Origin of the sequence: Nitrosomonas halophila (assembly GCF_900107165.1) — a bacterium.
Taxonomy (GTDB): domain Bacteria; phylum Pseudomonadota; class Gammaproteobacteria; order Burkholderiales; family Nitrosomonadaceae; genus Nitrosomonas; species Nitrosomonas halophila.
This window is the reverse complement of sequence record NZ_FNOY01000111.1, coordinates 1-4878: the sequence shown is the minus strand read 5'-3', so window position 1 is coordinate 4878 and position 4878 is coordinate 1. Positions and strand designations below refer to the sequence as shown.

3 protein-coding genes are annotated in these 4878 nt (G+C 56.2%); all 3 read right to left on the bottom strand.

Translation table 11 applies throughout. From position 1 onward, the window contains the following. Positions 1–170: 170 nt before the first annotated feature. Positions 171–1214, bottom strand: coding sequence for a GGDEF domain-containing protein (locus BLV85_RS14195; RefSeq protein WP_090415876.1), 1044 nt, complete (start codon positions 1212–1214; stop codon positions 171–173). A gap of 197 nt (positions 1215–1411) precedes the next feature. Beyond that, on the bottom strand, positions 1412–4654 hold the full coding sequence (locus BLV85_RS14190; RefSeq protein WP_176974057.1) for an acyl-[ACP]--phospholipid O-acyltransferase: 3243 nt from the start codon (positions 4652–4654) through the stop codon (positions 1412–1414). Between the two features lie 74 nt (positions 4655–4728). Beyond that, the coding region (locus BLV85_RS14185) for a transposase (RefSeq protein ID WP_176973882.1) at positions 4729–4878 on the bottom strand (150 nt) is incomplete at its 5' end.

Sequence of the window (4878 nt, the reverse complement as noted above, 5' to 3'; positions counted from 1 at the left end):
TTCTGCTTCCGAGGCGCTTTCCCTGCTCTTCGCTGGGAAACTGCCTGATTTTATGTTGCAGAATGACTGAGAGAAAGAATACGCTGAATAGTTACGAATTATTATCATTCCAGTCTCCCGGCGATTGAAAGTGGGGTCACGCCATCTTGCCGGTAGCTTTCCCTATCCTATCAAGTGGCGATCACCACGCGGTTGCGGCCAGCCCGCTTGGCTTGATACATGGCAGCATCAGCCCGTTCCAGCAAGGCTTCCATCGTTTCATCCTGTCTCAGCATTGCCACGCCCAGGCTGATGGTAATGCTGATATTCAACGCCTTGACATGGATGGGACCACCCGCGATTTCCGCACGGATGCGCTCGCCGATAATGCCTGCCATTTCGATATCCGTATTTTTCAGAATCACGGTGAACTCCTCTCCGCCAAAGCGTCCGACGATATCGAAATCACGTACCGCAGCCTGAATGCGTTCGGCCGTATGACGCAGCACCAAATCACCCACCAGGTGGCCATGAGTATCGTTAATGCTTTTGAAAAAATCCAGGTCGGCCATGATGAGACTCAGCGGTTGCCTGCGCGCTTGGGCCAGGTCGATCTGCTGCGCCAGTATTTCCACCAGCTTGCTATAGCTCACCAGACCGGTTAACTGATCCACTGATGTGCGCCAGCGCAGATGCGAAACCTCTCCGCGCAGTGCCTGCAAGGATTTACGGAGTGCATCGATTTCCGGCAAGTGGTAGCCCTCTGCGACCAGATAGAGATCCAGTGCACCGATTCTCAGTGCACAATCAGTCAATTTATGCGCATCCGACGTAGTCACGCCACTGACTGCGATGCGTTCAACCACGTTGCGCTGGATCAGACTGTGCTGCAACAGCAGCAGATTCAGCGGCATGCCGGCGCGGGCACAGGCAGCGAAAAAAGTCAGCCGCCGAACGAGATAGCCAGGCGAATCGAAATTCTGCCCGAAGCTTCGCAGCAAATCGATCCAGCCTTGCCGCAAAGTGTGCCCGCGATCCACCTGCTTGATTGACAAAAAATCTTGATCTTCTGCCAATGCGGCCAGGCAATTATCCACCAGTGCTTCGGCATGCGCATTCAAAAAGCCGGAACGCAGCTGGCACGCCAGCCGGCCATGTTCAGCATTCAGTCCGGCTGCGCGCACAATCTGCAGAAAACGTGCGGCATCGGAATCAGTCGGCGCAATGTCATGCATGGCAACACCCTCTCTGTCAAAGTTCAGGCCGAACCCGGGCAGAAGCGGCGGCTGTCGCTGCTACACGCCATCTCCTCCACTCATCCGCCTGTCAACGCCTAGGAGGCTGTCCGAGAACCACTATTCGCCTCAAATGATCGAAAAATCCCGCTCAGCCAGCTTCGCCCTCGCTACGATCGCTATTCTCGGACAGCCTCCTAGACATGCTGCTGCAGCACCCAGTCATGCAGTGCGACGTAGTCGGTCTTGCCGGTGCCAAGCACTGGCAATTGGTCGATATGTAAAATATTTTTGGGAATGCCCAGCGCTTCCATGCCCTCTTGCTTGAAAAAAGCGATGATCGCATCCCGGTCTGCCTCAGGGTGAGTCGTCACCAGCAGGATCTGCTCGCTTTTCTTGTCATCGGGCAGCTGAACCGCTGCGTGCGCATACGCCGGCCATAACCGGCCGATGGCTTCTTCCACCGCCGTCAACGACACCATCTCCCCACCGATTTTAGCAAAACGCTTTACGCGGCCCTGAATAAAAAGATAGCCCTCATCGTTGATTTCAACGATATCTCCGGTGTCATACCAGCCATCGGCTGGCGGCACAATCGTGCCAGGCGCCTCGGCCAGATAATACCCCTGCATGATATTGGGGCCGGAAACCAGCAATTTACCGCCGTACTCGATCCCCGGCACAGCTTCCAGCCTATACCGGATACCGGGCAACAGGCGGCCGACTGAGCCCGGCTGGTTGTGCATGGGGGTATTCAGGCTAAGGATAGGTGAAGTTTCGGTGGCACCATAACCTTCAAAAATACGCACACCAAAACTCTCCGACCAGAGCCGGCGCGTGCTCTCGCGCAGTTTTTCGGCGCCCGCGAACACATAGCGAACGCTGTAGAAATCATACGCATGGGCATAACGCGCATAACCGGCGAGAAAAGTATCGGTGCCGAACAACAGGGTGGCATTGGTGTCGTAGACCAGTTCCGGAATGACCCGATAATGTAGCGGTGAAGGATAAAGAAAGATCCTGATACCGGACAATACGGGCAGCAGCGTACCGCCTGTCAGCCCGAAGGAATGGAAAATTGGCAAGGCATTGAACACGATATCGGTCGGGCCGAAATCAATCCGGGATGAAGCCTGGAAGCGGTTTGCCTGCAGGTTGGTGTGGCTCAGCACCACGCCCTTGGGCACGCCTTCGGAACCGGAAGTAAACAACACAACCGCCGGTGCGTCCGGGTCGCGCTTGGAAGCAGTCAGGCGATAACAGAGGCCCGGCAGCATCCCGGCCAGCAGCCCCGCCAGCTTATGCCACCAATGGATCTGATCGCGGACATCCTCCAGATAAACCAGTCTCACACCCTGCGCCCGCAGGCTCTCGACCAGATGTGCCAGCTTGGCGGTTTCAACGAACCGGCGGGAAGTGATAACAGTCTGAATTTGAGCGCTCTGACAAGCGGCCGCCAGCTGCTTGGGGCTGGTGGAAAAATTGAGCATGGCCGGTATGCGCCCAAATGCATGCAGAGCAAAGAAACTGATCAGGCTGCCGACCATATTGGGCAGCATGATTCCGGTATTCGCCTGGACCCGGGTGTATCTGCGCAACACGCCCCCCAGCATGAAACTACGGGCGATCAACTGGAAATAGGTCAGGGGCTTGCGTTCCACATCCTCGGCGATGACATGATCCCGGCCATGTACAACCTTGGCATCGAGCAGCGACTGAAACAAGGTCTGCCGCAAATCGTTGCTTTGAAACAAGGTGTTAGTCATGATGTCATACAGCTTGAGACCGGCCAGGCGCCGCCGCCGCTTGCCACGGACCGAGTCCGGCAGCTCAAGCGTTTCCGGCGGCATGATATTGACCATGATTCTGGGAAACCAGCGTATCCGCACCTTGCCCTTCAATCGCGAGAACGGGGTGTATTGCGGGCCCGAGAGGCTGATCGGCAACAGTTGCGCACCCGATTTGTCGGCGATCAACGCCGGGCCTTCGTAGACTTTCATGAGCGACCCGGTCATGGTCAGCCGGCCCTCGGGAAAGATCACCACCTTGTCTCCTTGTTTGACACGCTCGATCAACAGACGGGTCGACAACGGATTGCCCGGGTCGATCGCGACGGTGTCGGTCAGGAACAGAAAGGGCCGGACCCACCATTGGCGGGCAATATCGGCGTTGATGGCAAAGCACAAACGTTCGGGCAGGCACACGCTCAACAAGGCGGCATCCAGAAACGACAGATGGTTGGCCACGATAAGTACATTTTCACCGGCCTGTCGGTAGTGCGCCCCGCCCCTGACTTCCAAGCGGTAGAATACGCGCAATCCCCATTGCAGAATGGATTTCACCAGCGCATAGGGCAACAGGCTCGCGATATAAACGGCAACCAAGCCATTCAGCAAGGCGATCGCGAGAAACACTTCGGGAACGGTAAAGTCCAGGGCGAGCAGCACGCTGATGGCGAGCGCGAAAACCACCATAAACAAGGCGTTCATGATGTTGTTCGCGGCGACCGCCCGGGAACGATGCGACGCCTCGGCGTGACGCTGCACCATGGCGTACAACGGCACGATATACAACCCGCCGCTGATCGAGATGGCAAGCAGATCAAGCACTATTCGCCAGTGCGCCAACGATTCCAGAAAAGCTGCGGCACCGATCAGGCTCTGGCCCGGGGCGGACATAACGCCGCCACTGGCAAAATACAGATCAATCGTGAAAACCGTCATCCCCAGGATACCCAGCGGCACATAGGTGGCCGCGACTTGGCCCTTGAGCAGCTTGTCGCACAGCAATGCGCCTATCCCGATGCCAATCGAAAAGGTGGTCAAAAACAACGTGACAACCTGCTCATTGCCGCCCACGACTGCCTTGGCGAATGTCGGAAATTGCGACAGCAATGTGGCACCAAACAGCCAGAACCAGGATATGCCCAGGATCGCCCGAAAAACCGTGGTGTTCTGGCGAATCTGGCCGATGATCACCCGCGTTTCTTTAAGCACATCGTAACCGACGATCATGCCAGGCTCGGCTGGCTCGGTGGCGGGAATGAATAAACTGCACAACCAGCCCGCCAGAGCGGTCACGATGACCATGGTGGAGACGATCATACCGCCTTGCTCGGTCACGATGAGCAGCCCGCCGGCAATCGTCCCCAGCAGGATGGCGATGAAAGTGCCGGCGCCAACCAGCGCGTTCCCGCCGATCAGTTCATGCGCATGCAGCTGATCGGGCAGGATCGCGTATTTGAGCGGCCCGAAGAACGCCGATTGCGCCCCCATCAGAAACAGGACAGCGAGCAAGAATGACACGCTGCCCAGGTAAAAACCGATTGCCGCACACCCCATCAGCACGATCTCGGCAAACTTGATATAGCGGATCAGGCGCGCCTTGTCCCATTTATCCGCCAACTGACCGGCAGTGGCGGAAAACAGGAAAAACGGCAAACTAAACAACCACCAGCTAAAGCTGGTGGGTTAGTGACAATGACTAAAGTCAGGATACGGGTCTTAAGACCCGTTTAGCTTTCGGTTCTGAAATTATCATCACCTTTAGGTTCAAAATGATGCTCCAAATAGTTTTGAATCATTTCTTCTGTCAGTTCTCCTGATGTTACACAAAAGTATCCTCGCGCCCAAAAATGGCGCCCCCAGTAGCGTTTTTTTAAGTC

Coding starts and splice junctions, on each gene's coding strand:
- BLV85_RS14195 (WP_090415876.1), bottom strand. CDS start 1,214: ATGCATGACATTGCGCCGACTGATTCCGATGCCGCACGTTTTCTGCAG.